We start from the raw sequence: 13995 nt of genomic DNA, 5'->3' as shown, positions 1-13995 counted from the left end.
AATTCGTCCTTCAGAGATAATTCGACCTCCATTGGGGATAATTCGTCCTTCAGAGAGATAATTCGACCTCCATTGGGCATAATTCGTCCTTCAGAGATAATTCGACCTCCATTGGGGATAATTCGTCCTTCAGAGAGATAATTCGACCTCCATTGGGCATAATTCGTCCTTCAGAGAAATAATTCGACCTTCATTGGGCATAATTCGTCCTTCAGAGAGATAATTCGTCCTTCACTAAAAAAAGAAGCAGTCTCAATAGTTTTTGAGACTGCTTCTAGTGATAGTGGTCCTTATTTGACTTCTATATTTTCTACATAAAAACCAAGATTTTTGGTCTTCTTTTGTTCTGCTGATTGAATGACTGTTTCCCCTTTATATAAAGTCTTTCCGGTCTTTAAATCGGCAATCAGCAATCGAGGCGGTTTAGTTTTATAATCCATTTCCTCTGGATATCTGTCATTACCTAGAAGGATATACACCTTTCCGTTCTTAACGGTGGCGAAGTATTGTTCATCCTTATGAACAGCTAAATCTAACACAAGGTCATTCGTTATCGTTTGACTGCTTAGGTCAAACGTCTTAATGTGATAATTATCGGATTTCATTTCAATTAGATAAAGGTTTTTCCCATCCACATATCCGCCTCTTACCATGTCATAACTAACCTTTTCCTTTTTCGGCAATTTAACCGTTTCTAATTTTTCCGTTTCATAATTATAAGATAACAGTTTGCTTTCATTTGGTTTTTCCTCATAGGAACCATCCTCATGATATTTCCCTGTAACTAAAGAAATTAAAATCATGTTGTTTGACTGGATCGGTGCAACATCAATTGGCATCACAAGTTCGACTTGATTCGGGTGTTTAAAGGTTTCGGATAAAAGGGTTTTATCGCTCAAAACTTTTTTATTAGCTAAATCGATCGTATAGAGATGAACCTCTTTCGTTTGCTTATCATCGTTTGAATTCACATCAATAATCGTTAAAACCTGTAGTTTTGAATGGATTAATTGCACATCCCTGACATCAATATTCAATATTCTATCCTTATCTGGAAGTTCAATATCGAAAGAAGTTTCATCTTTGCTTTTCTTCTCCAGTAAAGCGATATCAAACTCCGCTTCCATTTTCCCGCTCTTTGTATAACCGCTATTCACCGAGGCGTAAGCCAGAAAATCACTGTCTTCATAAAAAGAATCGATAAAATCCTTTCCACGCATAAATGAACGATATTCTTTTATTAATCTTTCCATTTCAAGATCTTGTCTTCCAGATAAGCTATCAAAGTAAGACTTTTCGCTGCCATATGTGGTTTGATTGGATTCAATCGTTAATGGTTCATAAAGTCTTCCCTTTTCAAGCGAAGCATTTATGATTACCGGATCAAGCTCTTTATCACTGCCTTCTAGCTTTTTAAACGTATATTTTGGTAGGTCTGAAGCGGAGGAAGCTACTTTGACATAATAGGTCCCGATGCTTAAAATGACAACCATTACAATAATGATGCTGCAGATATAACGTTTCAACTTGTTCACTCTCCTTTTATAGTAGTTGTTATACGGTAACTCGGTTTTTCAATAACCACGAGCCTAGCCAAATCGATAATCCTGTCACAATGAATCCTAAAGCAGTCATTATGCTGAATAATTCATTAGGGTAAAAATAGAAACTTTCACTTGCCATTATGAAAACTGGAGCGCAAAACAACGCAGCCGCTATTCCGCAATATACCAATCCCGATACTATTCCTTTTATGCGGTAACTTCTCTCAAACATAATGGCTGTGAATAATACAGACATGACCATAAGACCAATGCCATAGGAAAGCAGAAATTGCGTGAATGTGCTTGGGATAATCAAGGTCAATACCCTATTGGCTTCCGTGATGACTGAAGAAGACATTTCCATGTTCAATAACGTTTCCCGTACGTTTGAATTAAACAGTGCATTTTCCATTGGTAAAATGATAATCTGCAAAGCAATCAACCCTAACACCATCAAGAAGATGGCCGTAGCTTTAGAAAGGTAAATTGACAATCTGGATGTCGGTAACATCAATAGACGATAAATGAAGGTATTCTTTCCAAACCAATCACGATACCAAATCAGAAAAATGTAAAAAACAAGAGCTACTGCACTCAACGCGATTGGTCCTTGAAACCAGAGAGAATTAGCAATTTGGGTAAAATCAATACCACCATAATTAGTAACATAGGCGGCTTCTGATATTTTTTCTTCCGACATGATATCATGGGCTCGATTAAGAAAATTCTTCGTTACGATGATCACTCCAGCAAACTGCGACACCAATGTTATCAACAATAAGGATATATATATTTTACTAAAACGATTGATTTCAAAATTCACTAGCTTTAAATAACGCATCATGATTGGTACACCTCTCTCATTACATCGACTACTGATTTCCCTTCATCCTCACGCATTTCTTCTGTATTGAACTCTTTAAGGACTGTACCGTTATCCAATAAAATGACCTTATCGATTAAATGTTCAATATCACCGATTTCATGGGTCGTGATGATGACACCTCTGTCTTCAATAAGGTGGCTTGCAAAAACATCGGCAATTTGCTCCCGGCTAAACATATCAATGCCCGAAAATGGTTCGTCCATCAGTACATAATCCACATCAAGGGACAGACCCAGCATTAGGTTAAGCTTAGCTGTGTTCCCTTTTGACAATTCCGAAATAGGGGTCTCCTCTTTAAGTTTGAAGAATCCCATTAATTGGTTAGCTCTTTCCGGATTCCAAGATGTATAGAAATCCGACATGAAAACCATAGCCTGTTTAATGGTCATTTGCGGAAGCATAGTCGGGGCGTCCGGAATAAACGTGATTCTTTCATAACTGTTCTTTGTCATTTTTTGATCATCAATCAGGATTTCACCTTTATAAGGCGTCAAACCCATAATGGCTTTGAGTGTAGTCGTTTTCCCGACACCATTTATCCCGATCAGACAAGTGACTTCACCTTTATTAGCTGTAAACGAAACACCATCTAAGATTGTCTTCCGGCCGTATTTCTTAGAGATTTGTTTTACTTCTATCATTTTTCTTCCCCCTCCCTTATTTCTTCCGAATATTTTTCTTTAACCACTCGAAGCAGCTCTTCAACTGGCACATTAATAGGCCGAATAGCATCTACAAAAGAATCAACCGCTGCCAGAATAAGTTCCTGTCTAACAGCCTGTAAAATCGTTTCATTTGTTGTGATTCGACTAGGAAAATTTCTTTCTGTATGAATCAAACCCTGTTCCTCCATTTCTTTATACGCCTTTTGAGCTGTATTAGGATTAATGTTCAGTGAAGCCGCCAGTTCTCTTCGGGATGGAATTTCCTGTCCCGCTACGAATTTCCCAATGGCAATTTGTTCTTTGAAATGCCTCACAACTTGCAAATATACCGGTTCTCGGGTATTAACGTTCATAAAATCACCCCCTATTTATTTAGGAAAAAACTCTGATTTAAAATTTAATAACGAGTGTATGTATTAAGTAGTTCATACACCTTATAGATGTACTATACTCGTAATACACCTTCACTGTCAATATAGAATTTCACAAAAAAAAACGATTGCGTGAAGCAGTCGAAGGTTTAATAGCTTACATAACAGTAAGTCATGTGGTGATCAGCGCAAAATCGGCGGAAATTAGGAGTATTCAATGGATCAGTATTATTATCTCCCCTTTGCGGTTCCGAATTTTTCTGTTAAGTCCCTTATAGAGTAAAATCTGTAAATTAATCAAATAATAATGGAGCTTAAATTTATATAAAGGGGATGGTTTTTATCAAAAACCGGTTTTTAACGTTAATAATCTTGTTTATGTCTTTTGCTTTGATCTTTTCTCCTCTAACTACTGAGGCAAATGGAAAAGGGGTTCAACAAAGACAATGTATTAGTAAATCATCAGAACAGCTAAAACAGACTTTACGGAAACTTTGGATTGACCATACTATATGGACAAGAAGCTATATGGTAAGTGCCTTATCGGATTTGGATGACAAAGAAAAGGTACTGACTAGGTTATTAAAAAATCAGGATGATATAGGAAATGCAATCAAACCTTATTATGGCGATGCAGCTGGCAACAAACTAGCTGAACTGTTAAGGGAGCACATCGTTCTTGCAGGAAAAGTGGTGGATGCAGCAAAAAGCGGAAACCAGGAAAATCTGAAAAAATTTAATGCTGAATGGTATAGAAACGCTGATGATATTGCTCTGTTCCTTAGTAAAGCCAATCCGAATTGGAGCAATGATGAATTAAAGGAATTGCTATATACACATTTAAAATTACTTACAGACCAAGTTGTATCCAGAATAAAAAAGGATACAGATGCGGAAATTTCTGCTTTTGATAAAGGTGAAGATCATATTATTAAATTGGCTGACACCCTAGCAGAAGGGATTATCAAGCAATTCCCAAATAAGTTTTAAAACATCTAATAAAAACAAATCCCGACTTAATTTCAATGATAAAGTCGGGATTTAATATGATATGGTACTATAACGGGATAGATTTGCAGATGCTTGAGCTATACCCCGTTTTTCTGTTTTATCTCCTAAACTGTAAAGATTCTTCAACAAACGCCATTATTTTTGGGCAACTTAGATTCAACCTGAACCTAAAACTTTGGATTTGAAGAAGCATCCCAATCATTCAAAAAACGATCCATTTGGGATTAACTTTTATTAAACTTCCTGTAATCCTTATTGGAGGGTCCTTGACTCCAGAGCTCTGAATTAAGGCAGGCAATTTATTATCCACATTCCATTGATGTGAACGATCATTGTCCCATAATGAAGCGACCAGATATCTTCCATTTTTCTTTTCAGCAAATACTCCTGAAACCATGCCTGCTTCTAACGGATTATTTTTATCCCATCCCCCGATTTGGCCTATAAAACCAGCATTATGTTTCAATTCTCCCCAGCTCTCTCATTAGAAAACAAAAGCTAACTATCCTTGATTGAAACTTTCTTTTTCTTTCAGGTAATTTTCATATGCAGCTTTTACTTTATCAGACTTTGGTGTTTCAAGCTTTTTACTAATCTTGTTAAGTAAGTATAATCCTCTAATTAAACAGCCAACAACAATTCCGAAAGCTAAAACTCCCCCAACTAACGGTCCCATCATAAGTAGAAGATAACCCAGAATGGTCGCTAAAATTATTGAAATGATCAGATACATTTTCATACTCCTTTCACCTTGAAAATCACATACTATTTATCTCTTTTTTAGCTTCTTCTATGACATATCGGATAAATGGGGCTTTTGCTTTCGTATACCCCACTCTATCTACATGATACTCTTGAGCTAAGTTTTGTTTTAATTGCTGGTATTGTTTACATACATCAGGATGAGCACTTAGATAATCCCTAAATAAGATATGATTAGCCCACTCTTCACTTTCGAACTTGTAGATATGTAAATGATGTGTACCCGCTCTCCATTGGCCTTTTCTAAAAAAACGCCTTTCTGGAAATTCCTTATGTGGGACAAACTCATAACCAATGGTTTTTAAGGGTTCAATAAACTTTTCCACTTCAACTAAATGTTGCACGCCAGCCATTATATCCAAAATCGGCTTTGCTCCTAAGTCTTTTACAGACGTACTACCAATATGCTCAACACAAATAGGATAGTTCTTTAAGATTTCCTTTATCTTCACTTTTTCCTGTTCGAACTCAGTAACCCAATTGGGGTTGTAATTCTCAATCGTGACTGGTTTTTCCATTTTATCACCCAACTTTCATGTTAATCTTGTTCATTAAAACAAAAATCCCCCTAGAATGGGGGCTTTGTTTTAAACTATCGTTTTTATCTATAGTAACAATGGGATAAGCGTAGTAATAAGAGTTGTCATCTAATCTCATACCTTTTTTACTTTTTGTCACGTGACCACGCGATGATAGGATCCTGAGTACTCGGCTCATAGTACGTTCCAGCATACTCCTTTTCTTTTCCCGTTATTTTATTAGTCCGAATAACTGTGTAAGTTCCTTTATCGTAATTTTTGGTAAGATAATATTTCCGGTATGTAAACCCTTTTTCGGGGCCAGTTAATGTGGCTTCATGTTTGTACTCTTCCGGCTTGTTTAGGTTTTCTTTTACTACCCCCTGAATATTCAGTGGTGTTTCCTCAAGCTTAACATCTGAGCGGATATTAACATCTTGGGTCTCTACTTTACCCAGAGGTACAGATGCCATTTCTATTATTTCTTCGGCTTGTTCCGAGAATGACTTTGTAACGCTGTAGGAGTATAGGATTTTCATAGAGTTTATATCGTTTTTTACTTTACCTGCCAACTCTGGCATGGCAAAGCTTAAGACAAAGGTAATGGATATTCCGATGATTAATAGTGTTAGCGGAATTTTTTTCATATTTCCTCTTTCTTAATAACGTATTTGTATAACAAGAATATTGATAGTGAACATCCTCTGACATTATCAATTCTGTAAATCCCCCTGTTTTGAATCAGTAGGAATAATTCCAAATTTCGCGATCAATAGTAAGGCAAAAAAAATAAAACAACTGAAACTGGTGTTATCACTTGTAAAAAATACACTAGGTATAATACGTGATGCAAGAAGTACATTTAAGATATAGGCAATAAGAAAACCCGCATATGAAATGCAACTCAGATAGTTTCCAACTACTGTTCTTTTGTAATGAACATAATCTGATTTATTTCCTTTTCTGATACTAACTATTTGCCGTATTTGTCTTATGAGACCGTATGTGAACGCAATGATCAACATTACAATAATAAGCAAACTAATTATTGCTTCATTCACTTTTTTTATCCCCCCTGTAAATAGGTCTAACACTAATAGAAAAAATCTTTAGGACGGTTAAATCCTGTCCTATTTTATGTAATAAATCTGTTTTTTTTATCAGGTTTATCAGCCCATAGCCAACTAAGCAATCCTCCAAGTACATATTCCTCTATTGCGAAACATCCAATGAAAGAGTCATAGCGGTAAACTCATCGTAACGGTTCTGATGTTAAAGCCCATTTTTTCGTAGAGCTTAATAGCTTTGTTCTGGGTAAAAGCACTTAGACGGACTTCAGAATGCCCATCTTGTTTTAGGAAATCAATTGCCGATTGCATTAATCTCTTAGAAATTCCTTTGCCTCTAAATTCTTCTATTACAAACAGTTCATAGATAAATCCGTTCATCTTATCAGTAAACTGGTCTTTACTGGATCCTAACAAGATCCAGCCCATTAAATGGTCCCTTTCTGTCGCTATTAAGTAATAACTTCCTTTTGCAAGCAATGGTTCAACAAGCTGTTTGATTTTTTGATTGGTTGGCATCACTTCACCTAATGTGCCGTCAAAAACTGCTTGTGGAGAAAGTGATAAAACCTTTTGAAGTTCATAGTCAGTTGGTTTCCTAATTTCCATGAATGAAGCATCCTTCCTAAGGACAAATAAATGTTAGTTATTCCATTTACATTAAAATATTGCCCTATTTAAAAATATAACTATTACATTTCTATACTATTTATAAGTATTCTATTACTTCAATATTCCTTTATTATGAAGGAATATTTCAACGACAGTTAACCCTATCCTTATTAAATGGCCATTATATTTCAAAGGGTGTTTTCTTAATTGGGTCTTTCTTGATTTTTCACTTTCACTACTATCGTTAACATTATATACGGATTAAGGATGATAAAGTTTCAAAATAAAGGAAAAAACACCAATCTATTTCCCCATAAAAAAAAGACCACCAAATTGGTGGCCATTTAAATTAATTCATATTATAAAGTCGTTCCTCCAACAAACGAAACTAGCTTCGTGCAATAATTGTGCTAAGTTTAGTATCTATTGAACGTGAAGTCTTTCACGTTTATAGGTTGGTTTAATGTTGTTATAAAGGGTCTTGTAAGTAACCTATTTGTTTCATCAAAACCCTTCCTTACATCCATAAACTTCAATTGACTTTGTTTTTCTTTTTTTTCATGAATCCGCGAAGGACCAGTCCTGCAATAATGAGAACCGCAACTACTGCGATTGGCTGGATATAGGGCTTGGCCATCTCATTAATCTGTTCCCAATTGCTTCCTAACTTCATCCCGAGGAATACAAAAAGCACAGACCATGGAATTACGGCTAGTATCGTGTAATTCGTGAATTTGATTAAAGACATTTTAGAAATCCCTGCTGGTATCGAAATAGCATGTCTGACAACCGGAATGAACCGAGCCGTAAAAATGACACTTGGTCCATAGTTATTAAACCAAGATTCAGATAGCTCAATATGTTTCTTGTGAATGAAAATATACTTTCCGTATCGTTCTAAAAATGGTCTTCCTCCATAATATCCGATTAAATAAACAAAGATTTGAGCGATGGTTCCACCAATTGTTCCGGCAATAACCGCCCCTACAAAACTGATGTTTCCTTGGGATACTAAAAAGCCTCCATAAGATAATACAATTTCACTAGGAATGATTTCAATCATAAGACCGACGGTAATTCCAAGGTACCCATAATCCATAAGTGTAAGAAGAACAGATTGGATAAAGTCATTCATAACTCAGCTTCCCTCTTTCATTTTAAGCTTTTCTCTTTTAAAAAAATTTCGACCGTTATTGATAACTCCCCTTGTCGATTGGCAAAGGCGTCCACTACAAATTTCTGCAATTTAAACGAATCTTCCAGCTGATTCATTAAATACAGAACAGATATTTTTAACACCATGTTACTTGAACTATTACCCCTAACTATAAATAACTTTAGACTGATTGGTTAGATATGACGGCTTACTGGATTGTCTAAGATTAAGGATCAATTTCATTAATTCGACGATTCCCTCAGGTTTTTCCAACTCTATTTCCTTTTGATAAGATTCGATGGATTTATCCCACTGATCCATTTTTTTATGGTCCATTAATATACTAAGTATTTGTTTTTCAAATGATAATTTGTGATTGAGTTCAAATACAAGTTTATGGTCTTTTAAATACTGTAAATTAATTTCCTCCTGTCCTGGAAGCATTGAATGCACAAATATCGGAAGCCTTTTTCGTAGTGCTTCACTAATGGTGACACCACCAGGCTTCGTAACGATTGCGTCCACTCCTTCATATAGTTTGTTCATTTCTGACCTTGATGAGATATAAGGTAATGGATTAATATGAGCTAAATCCCAAGTATTGATTGCATCATATAGCTTTTTGTTGTTACCACAAAGTACAAAATAATCAAAGTTGGTTGATTTCTTTAACTCATCTGCTAAATTCAATATCCCACCCAGACCACTATTTCCTCCTGCAATTAAAATTTTGGGGCGATCTGCATTTTTTAATCCACGGCTTCTTTTAGTGATTTCCTCATGCACAGGGATACCAGTTACCATCATACTATGTTTCGGTATTTGATTCTTGCTTATTAGCTTTTCTTTCAATTCCTGACTAGGAAGAAAATGAAAATCGATCCCCTTGCTTCCCCACACATTATTAATAAAGAAATCCGTATACACGTTGATAATTGGGATATTGCATTTCCCTTTTATTTTCAACTGGCTTAAAAGATACGAAGGGAATCCGTGTGTACACACAATTAAATCTGGTTTTTCCTCCGTTATCAATTCTTCCATTTTTTTCAAGAATATATGTTGATACCATTTAAATGAACGTTCCTTCGGCAAGGGAACGTAAAATAGGTTTTTATAGGCGAGATTATAGGTTTCAGGTGCATAACGGATCCATTTCAAATAACCAGTTGTTATCATTTTTTCTAAAGAGTTATTTGTATAACTTAATAGATCCACTTTTTTCAAAGTAAATCCGTTTGTATGTTTTTTTAACATATCCATTAAGGCCTCTGCAACTTGATGATGTCCTGACTGCATGCGAAAGAGAGGTAAAAACAAAATCTTCTTCATATATGTCATCTCCTATAGAACATTCTTTTAATACGATGATTACGTATTAAGAAAAAAGACTATTTGCATGTTCAAGAGCTTTTTCCTCTTACAATATACCACTGATTTTGTTAAAAACTTTCTTTTTAATCAATTTTTAATGATACGTTCAGGGTTCTTAAGTCCCGTTCTCTAAACTTAATAGCCCGATTAGAAAACCAATTGTAGAAACTGGTTATTCCAATCGGGACGGGAATCATCCTTGCGATGTGGGCCTATTTTTGGACATTCTTTTTTTTCTTTTTCATATAATTGATAGAAACGTATATTAATAAAAAGACTATGAATACTACACCTAAAAGTGGAACATATTCCGGATTTATATGAAAGGCATTACCCAAATAATACCCTGCCACTATAAAAGGGACAGTCCAGAGAATCGTGCCTAACAGGGAGAAGAGGAGAAATTTACAGAAGGGGATATTATTGATTCCTGCAAAATACGGACTAATTTGTCTTATTCCCGGTAGATAAAATCCAAACACGATTGTTTTTTGTACATTTTTCATATACTTTCCCTGTACTTTCTCCCAGCGTTCATTGGTAATGCCCACGTATTTTCCAAATTTATTTATAAATGGATACCCAACGTATTTCCCACATACATAAGCGATAAGCATCCCTATAAAGGCTCCAAGAAATGCACTCAGCGTGGCTAAACCAAAAGAGAGCTTATTTTGTCCAATCAAGACTCCGATTAGAAATAGAAGAGATTCTTCTGGAGCGGGAATACCCACAATGCCCATGAATAAAAAAAGAAAAATGATAAGATAGCCATATAAGTCAATAAAATGTAAGATACTCTCTATATTCATAAAATCCCCTCGAATCAGTTATAAGTCTTTTAATGTAATAAATTGTGTTCCCTTTTTTATTGTTTCCTGTAGGTAAATTTCCAAGGCTTCAATCATATATCGAGGTGCTTCTTTATCCGCCCCCAAAGTTTCCCCACAGTCATGGAGCAGGAGAATGGAACCATCTGTTGACGTTGTTCGCAATTGATTAAGCAGGTCATTTTTGCATGTTTCCACTTTCCAGTCTCCGAAAATGTCTGACCACATGATCACTTGATATTTCTTACTGGCTATTTTCGTAAAAATATTAAAATGGCCCCATGGAGGTCTGTAAAAAGTGACTTTTTCATGCGTACATTCCATTATGGCCTTTTCAGTCATATCTAACTGTTTCCTTAAACGAAATGGCGAAAGGACCCAGCTTGAAATATGATAAAAATGATGGATTCCAATTGTATGTCCCTCTTCATGCATTCGTTTAATGATTTCAGGGTTATTTTTCACCTTACTGCCCACAACAAAAAACGAACCCTTTATCTTATACCTTTTTAAAAGGTCAAGTAATTGTGTCGTATATTCAGGGTTGGGGCCATCATCAAAAGTTAAGGCTATCCTATTATTCCTCTTGATATTTTTGGTTATGCCCAGTCCGCTTACACGAATAAATACCGTTGGGACAATCGTATATACGAGAAATAGCAATAATAAGATACTCAAGCTAATCATCCATATATGTGTCACTCACAGAACACCTCATTCTTGTATTTAGCGGCAAGTTATCTTGCACCTTCTTAATCCATTCAAGTCTGAATTAAGCAAGTAGCAGATTACCTTTTGGGTAAGGACAATACCACCTCTGTTCCTATTCCATCGGTACTGACCACTTTAATTTCCCCATTATGTTGATTCATTATATTTTTGGCTATCGACAAACCTAGCCCTGTTCCACCTGTTTCCCGGCTCCTAGCCTTATCCACCCGATAAAAACGTTCGAAGATATTTTCTATTTCACACTCAGGTATTCCAATCCCATAATCTTTTACCCGGATGACAGTAGAGTCTAAATGATCCTTTACATACACATCAATTTTGTCTGTACTATATTTGATTGCGTTATCTAAAAGGATTATGATCACCTGTTTTATCTTCAATTCATCTGCTATAACCGTAATGGAATCTTCTTGATAATGAAAATCTATTTCCCGATCATAGACTTCTTTAAATTGATTAAACACGTTCTGACATAAAGTTATTACATTCAATGATTTATAATCTAAAGTATTTTCCAATTCTGTATCGGCTAACTCTAGCAGCCTTTCCGTCATTTTCTGTATTCGGGTTGCCTCTGAATGAATTACATTTATAACATCAAGTGCTTTCTCTTCGTTTTGTATGCGACCTCTTCGCAGGAGATCGGCATAACTTTTTATAATCGTAAGCGGGGTCTTTATTTCATGAGAAGCATCCGAAATAAATTGCTGCTGTTTATCCAAATTTGCATCCAATCTTCCCATCATCCGATTGAATGTAACAGCCATTTTTTGCAGTTCATCATTTGTTTCTTGTTGAATGGTAATTTTTTTCGGCATACCGCTTTGTTCAATATCCTCCATCGTATTAATCATATTGGAAATAGGTCTCATAATTACATTCGATAACCACCTGCCGCCTAGCAACGATAACCCCGCCCCTAATAGCGTACAAAATGTCAGAATGGAAAGTAATACATCCTTCCCTAATTCCAGTCCTAGTAATCTATCTCCAATTTCTAAAGTTTCAACAACTTTACCATTAGATAGGATGGGAACCCTCACAATTAATATTTGCTCTTCTTTATGCGCTTGTATAATGGTGCTTCTTTGCGTTTCTAGCTCACTTGAAAATTCTCCTTTAAATTTAGTAGTCAAATAATGGTCGCTCGATACTTCGCTACTAATTTGAGAATCAGGTTGAATGATCCGTATAAATGAATGATTCGTTAAATATGTGGTTAATTTTTTCTCTATTTCTTGAGGAGTATCATCCTTTTGTATTTCAGCAATGATATTTTGCGCTTTGTGTAGTAATACATCCTCTTCCATGTTTACAGTAATTTTCATAAAAGAAAAAAATACAACAGCATTGACAGCAACCAACACACAGAGTATCCAAGCTGTCGTAATCAGGTTAATTTTTGTTGTAATTTTCATTACTTAATTCTCCCTTACTGTATAGCCAATTCCTCTTATCGTCTGAATAATAGTCGGATCAGAAAATCCTTCTTCCGTTTTCTTTCTTAAATGACGAATATATACATCGATTACATTGGTCTCCCCTTCATACTCATAACCCCATACATTCATCAGGATATTTTCTCGTGTCACGATTTTGTTTTTATTGGCTAGTAAATAAACGAGTAAATCAAATTCCTTAGGGGTTAGCGCTATGGACGAATCGCCCCTGTTAACCTCCCTAGTATCGAGATTAATGAATAAATCCTTAATTGATAAGATCGATTCCTCTTCTTTTAAAGCTTTGGCAGCTATTGAATTCTGGCGAATGCAAGAACGTATTCTTGCCAATAACTCCTCAATTTCAAAAGGCTTCGTTATATAGTCATTGGCTCCCTGATCTAGTCCCGTCACCTTATCCATCGTAATATTACGAGCTGTTAATAGGATGATTGGCATTAAGCTGTTCTCATTTCGTATCCTTCTTAAAACTTCAATACCATTCATCTCAGGTAACATGACATCTAAAAGTATTAAATCTAATTTTTCCTGTAGTGCTACTTCCAACCCCGTCTTACCAGTATGGGCCACAAGCACTTCATATCCTTCGTACTCGAGTTCTATCTTTAAAATCGTTGCTATCTGGATTTCATCTTCTACAACCAAAATACGCTGTTTCATTTATAACACTCCTACTTGAGTGTAATATGGCAAGGAAGCCACATCCACATGTATTTATCAAAATTAGCTATGGATATTAGTTTCATCCTAAATACAGAAAATTGTCCTTCGCTAATAATTCAATACCCTTCTATATTTGCTCCAAAGTCCTGCATTTTACTCGTTTCCACTTATTATTGAAATGCTCTTTCTACAATTTAGCATTATTTTGCTTTTAATTTCGCTTTTTAATTGATTTTTAATCCTTTTTTCAAGTTGCGTTAAGGACGACTTGATATAGTCAATCTACAGAACAAATGAACTGACCAATAAGGTTTTATCGAAAACGAAATAAAGCAATAGAAGAT

The 13995-nt window shown here is 35.5% G+C and carries 16 protein-coding genes; 1 reads left to right on the top strand and 15 read right to left on the bottom strand.

The annotated features are described in order from the left end of the window. Window positions 1-290 precede the first annotated feature (290 nt). From ACQKMR_RS12975 to ACQKMR_RS12960, 4 genes are read right to left on the bottom strand one after another with little or no spacing between them, the layout of a single operon-like run. Window positions 291-1526 (bottom strand): hypothetical protein, encoded by a 1236-nt coding sequence (locus ACQKMR_RS12975; protein ID WP_427697651.1) that lies wholly within the window; start codon window positions 1524-1526, stop codon window positions 291-293. A gap of 28 nt (window positions 1527-1554) precedes the next feature. Beyond that, a complete protein-coding gene (locus ACQKMR_RS12970; protein WP_427697650.1) occupies window positions 1555-2388 on the bottom strand; it encodes a hypothetical protein in 834 nt (277 codons plus the stop codon). Next, window positions 2385-3071 carry an ABC transporter ATP-binding protein gene (locus ACQKMR_RS12965; protein ID WP_427697649.1) on the bottom strand — a complete coding sequence of 229 codons (687 nt, stop codon included), beginning with the start codon at window positions 3069-3071 and terminating at the stop codon, window positions 2385-2387. The genes ACQKMR_RS12970 and ACQKMR_RS12965 overlap by 4 nt, the downstream gene beginning before the upstream one ends. After that, window positions 3068-3448 (bottom strand): GntR family transcriptional regulator, encoded by a 381-nt coding sequence (locus ACQKMR_RS12960; protein WP_376109668.1) that lies wholly within the window; start codon window positions 3446-3448, stop codon window positions 3068-3070. The genes ACQKMR_RS12965 and ACQKMR_RS12960 overlap by 4 nt, the downstream gene beginning before the upstream one ends. 360 nt (window positions 3449-3808) lie before the next feature. On the opposite strand from ACQKMR_RS12960, the gene ACQKMR_RS12955 reads away from it, so the two are divergent. Next, the gene (locus tag ACQKMR_RS12955) at window positions 3809-4456 is read left to right on the top strand and encodes a glycosyltransferase (RefSeq protein ID WP_427697687.1); all 648 of its coding nucleotides are present in this window, start codon (window positions 3809-3811) and stop codon (window positions 4454-4456) included. A gap of 223 nt (window positions 4457-4679) precedes the next feature. Here ACQKMR_RS12955 and ACQKMR_RS12950 read toward each other — a convergent pair whose 3' ends face one another. The 11 genes from ACQKMR_RS12950 to ACQKMR_RS12900 all read right to left on the bottom strand — a co-directional run bounded on the left by ACQKMR_RS12950 (window position 4680) and on the right by ACQKMR_RS12900 (window position 13648). Continuing rightward, window positions 4680-4943, bottom strand: coding sequence for a hypothetical protein (locus ACQKMR_RS12950; RefSeq protein WP_427697648.1), 264 nt, complete (start codon window positions 4941-4943; stop codon window positions 4680-4682). Between the two features lie 36 nt (window positions 4944-4979). Next, the gene (locus ACQKMR_RS12945; protein WP_427697647.1) at window positions 4980-5216 is read right to left on the bottom strand and encodes a hypothetical protein; all 237 of its coding nucleotides are present in this window, start codon (window positions 5214-5216) and stop codon (window positions 4980-4982) included. 19 nt (window positions 5217-5235) lie between these two features. Next, window positions 5236-5757: a GrpB family protein gene (locus tag ACQKMR_RS12940; protein ID WP_427697646.1), complete on the bottom strand. Its 522-nt coding sequence runs from the start codon at window positions 5755-5757 to the stop codon at window positions 5236-5238. Window positions 5758-5903: 146 nt separating this feature from the next. Continuing rightward, window positions 5904-6404, bottom strand: a complete 501-nt coding sequence (locus ACQKMR_RS12935; RefSeq protein WP_427697645.1) for a hypothetical protein — start codon at window positions 6402-6404, stop codon at window positions 5904-5906. A 591-nt stretch (window positions 6405-6995) separates the two neighbouring features. Then, a complete protein-coding gene (locus ACQKMR_RS12930) occupies window positions 6996-7433 on the bottom strand; it encodes an N-acetyltransferase family protein (RefSeq protein WP_427697644.1) in 438 nt (145 codons plus the stop codon). Between the two features lie 535 nt (window positions 7434-7968). Next, complete coding sequence (locus ACQKMR_RS12925; protein ID WP_427697643.1) at window positions 7969-8571, bottom strand: DedA family protein; 603 nt, start codon at window positions 8569-8571, stop codon at window positions 7969-7971. Window positions 8572-8757: 186 nt separating this feature from the next. Next, window positions 8758-9924 carry an MGDG synthase family glycosyltransferase gene (locus ACQKMR_RS12920; protein WP_427697642.1) on the bottom strand — a complete coding sequence of 389 codons (1167 nt, stop codon included), beginning with the start codon at window positions 9922-9924 and terminating at the stop codon, window positions 8758-8760. Window positions 9925-10178: 254 nt separating this feature from the next. After that, window positions 10179-10778, bottom strand: coding sequence for a DedA family protein (locus ACQKMR_RS12915; RefSeq protein ID WP_427697641.1), 600 nt, complete (start codon window positions 10776-10778; stop codon window positions 10179-10181). Between the two features lie 18 nt (window positions 10779-10796). Further along, window positions 10797-11498, bottom strand: coding sequence for a polysaccharide deacetylase family protein (locus ACQKMR_RS12910; RefSeq protein WP_427697640.1), 702 nt, complete (start codon window positions 11496-11498; stop codon window positions 10797-10799). A gap of 86 nt (window positions 11499-11584) precedes the next feature. After that, a complete protein-coding gene (locus tag ACQKMR_RS12905) occupies window positions 11585-12946 on the bottom strand; it encodes a sensor histidine kinase (RefSeq protein WP_427697639.1) in 1362 nt (453 codons plus the stop codon). 3 nt (window positions 12947-12949) lie between these two features. After that, entirely contained in the window at window positions 12950-13648 is a 699-nt protein-coding gene (locus tag ACQKMR_RS12900) for a response regulator transcription factor (protein WP_427697638.1), read from the bottom strand. Window positions 13649-13995 lie beyond the last annotated feature (347 nt).

This window comes from Peribacillus sp. NPDC096540, assembly GCF_050278525.1.
Classification (GTDB): domain Bacteria; phylum Bacillota; class Bacilli; order Bacillales; family DSM-1321; genus Peribacillus.
This window is presented reverse-complemented; position numbering and strand designations above follow the sequence as displayed.

What these genes read in the sequence shown, in the direction of transcription:
- ACQKMR_RS12970 (WP_427697650.1), bottom strand. Translation starts at nt 2,388, where the DNA reads ATGATGCGTTATTTAAAGCTAGTGAATTTTGAAATCAATCGTTTTAGT.
- ACQKMR_RS12965 (WP_427697649.1), bottom strand. Translation starts at nt 3,071, where the DNA reads ATGATAGAAGTAAAACAAATCTCTAAGAAATACGGCCGGAAGACAATC.
- ACQKMR_RS12960 (WP_376109668.1), bottom strand. Translation starts at nt 3,448, where the DNA reads ATGAACGTTAATACCCGAGAACCGGTATATTTGCAAGTTGTGAGGCAT.
- ACQKMR_RS12945 (WP_427697647.1), bottom strand. Translation starts at nt 5,216, where the DNA reads ATGAAAATGTATCTGATCATTTCAATAATTTTAGCGACCATTCTGGGT.
- ACQKMR_RS12940 (WP_427697646.1), bottom strand. Translation starts at nt 5,757, where the DNA reads ATGGAAAAACCAGTCACGATTGAGAATTACAACCCCAATTGGGTTACT.
- ACQKMR_RS12935 (WP_427697645.1), bottom strand. Translation starts at nt 6,404, where the DNA reads ATGAAAAAAATTCCGCTAACACTATTAATCATCGGAATATCCATTACC.
- ACQKMR_RS12930 (WP_427697644.1), bottom strand. Translation starts at nt 7,433, where the DNA reads ATGGAAATTAGGAAACCAACTGACTATGAACTTCAAAAGGTTTTATCA.
- ACQKMR_RS12925 (WP_427697643.1), bottom strand. Translation starts at nt 8,571, where the DNA reads ATGAATGACTTTATCCAATCTGTTCTTCTTACACTTATGGATTATGGG.
- ACQKMR_RS12920 (WP_427697642.1), bottom strand. Translation starts at nt 9,924, where the DNA reads ATGAAGAAGATTTTGTTTTTACCTCTCTTTCGCATGCAGTCAGGACAT.
- ACQKMR_RS12915 (WP_427697641.1), bottom strand. Translation starts at nt 10,778, where the DNA reads ATGAATATAGAGAGTATCTTACATTTTATTGACTTATATGGCTATCTT.
- ACQKMR_RS12905 (WP_427697639.1), bottom strand. Translation starts at nt 12,946, where the DNA reads ATGAAAATTACAACAAAAATTAACCTGATTACGACAGCTTGGATACTC.
- ACQKMR_RS12900 (WP_427697638.1), bottom strand. Translation starts at nt 13,648, where the DNA reads ATGAAACAGCGTATTTTGGTTGTAGAAGATGAAATCCAGATAGCAACG.